1 protein-coding gene and 1 pseudogene are annotated in these 1,205 nt (G+C 60.4%); one reads left to right on the forward strand and one right to left on the reverse strand.

The features are described from left to right. Positions 1-206 (reverse strand): annotated as a pseudogene (locus tag AC1DLB_RS30415) (hypothetical protein); the annotation flags it as partial. A 223-nt stretch (positions 207-429) separates the two neighbouring features. Between AC1DLB_RS30415 and AC1DLB_RS30420 the strand changes: the two are divergent. Further along, on the forward strand, positions 430-1,113 hold the full coding sequence (locus AC1DLB_RS30420) for a response regulator transcription factor (protein WP_138867430.1): 684 nt from the start codon (positions 430-432) through the stop codon (positions 1,111-1,113). Positions 1,114-1,205: the final 92 nt, after the last annotated feature.

The raw sequence follows: 1,205 nt of genomic DNA on the forward strand, positions 1-1,205 counted from the left end.
GTCTTGAACAACGCACGGGTGGACTCCACCAAACGACGATCATCCGCTTCATCACCGACGTTCAACGGCAATGCACCGAACACGCTGCCGGCGGAAACCCGTTGCAGGCCATTAATGCGAATATCGGAAATTTTGAAGCCTTGGGCGTGCGCAAATGTGGCGTTGAGCAATAGTGCAGCCGAGCAGAGCAGGCGCGAAAAATTCATCAAGATCTTATCCAGAACACATCGACAAGCAGCGTAGGCGGGCGCGGATATCTCACAGCAAGACGAGTTACCGCGAAGCGAGCAGGCTGGTGGAGGTGAAGCATAAAAGCTCGGTGCGTTTGGTGCGGTTAACCAAGTGTCAAGTTAGGTAAAGGTTTGCCCGGGGCGATGACGCTGTGCAGCGCAAGGGCGATAATGCGCGGCCCCCACTCAAGAGCCCGCCATGATCTCTGTATTGCTCGTCGACGATGACCAGGAACTGACTGGAATGCTCAGCCAATACCTGGAGCGTGAAGGCTTCGAGGCGACCGCCGTGCACACGGGCGAGGAGGGTGAGATTCAAGCACTGTCCGGGCGCTACAGCATTGTGGTGCTGGACGTGATGCTGCCACGCCTGTCGGGTATCGAGGTGCTCAGGCGCATTCGCGCCGTGAGCCAGGTACCGGTGGTGTTGCTCACGGCCCGTGGCGATAACATCGACAAGATCACCGGCCTGGAACTGGGGGCCGATGACTATGTGCCTAAACCCAGTTCACCGGGGGAACTGGTGGCGCGTTTGCGGGCAATCATGCGTCGGGTGCAGCCGGCGGATCAGCCCACCACCGAAGTGATCAGGACCGGCCCGCTGGTCTTGTGGCCCGGCAAGCGCCAGGCCCAGTGGCAGGGGGGCGAGCTGGGGGTGACCAGCACCGAGTTCAGCCTGCTCGAAGAACTGGCCCGCTGTGCCGGGCAGGTGGTGAGCAAACAGGACCTGTCGCTCAATGCCTTGGGCTGTCCCTTGACCCGCTACGACCGGCGCATCGACGTGCACATCAGCAGCATTCGCCAGAAGCTCGGTCCGCGCCCTGACGCCAAGGCCTGGATTCAGAGCGTGCGTGGCCTCGGTTATCTGTTGATCGCCGAATGATGAAACCCAGTCGGCTGTTCTGGAAACTGTTCCTGGCGTTTTGGCTCGCCACCAGCCTGACGTTTCTGGTCGGGGTGGGCATTCTGGTACTG

Source organism: Pseudomonas sp. 05N434 (assembly GCF_056396965.1).

Excerpts from the sequence above, each read along its gene's own strand:
- AC1DLB_RS30420 (WP_138867430.1), top strand. The coding sequence starts at position 430 with ATGATCTCTGTATTGCTCGTCGACGATGACCAGGAACTGACTGGAATG.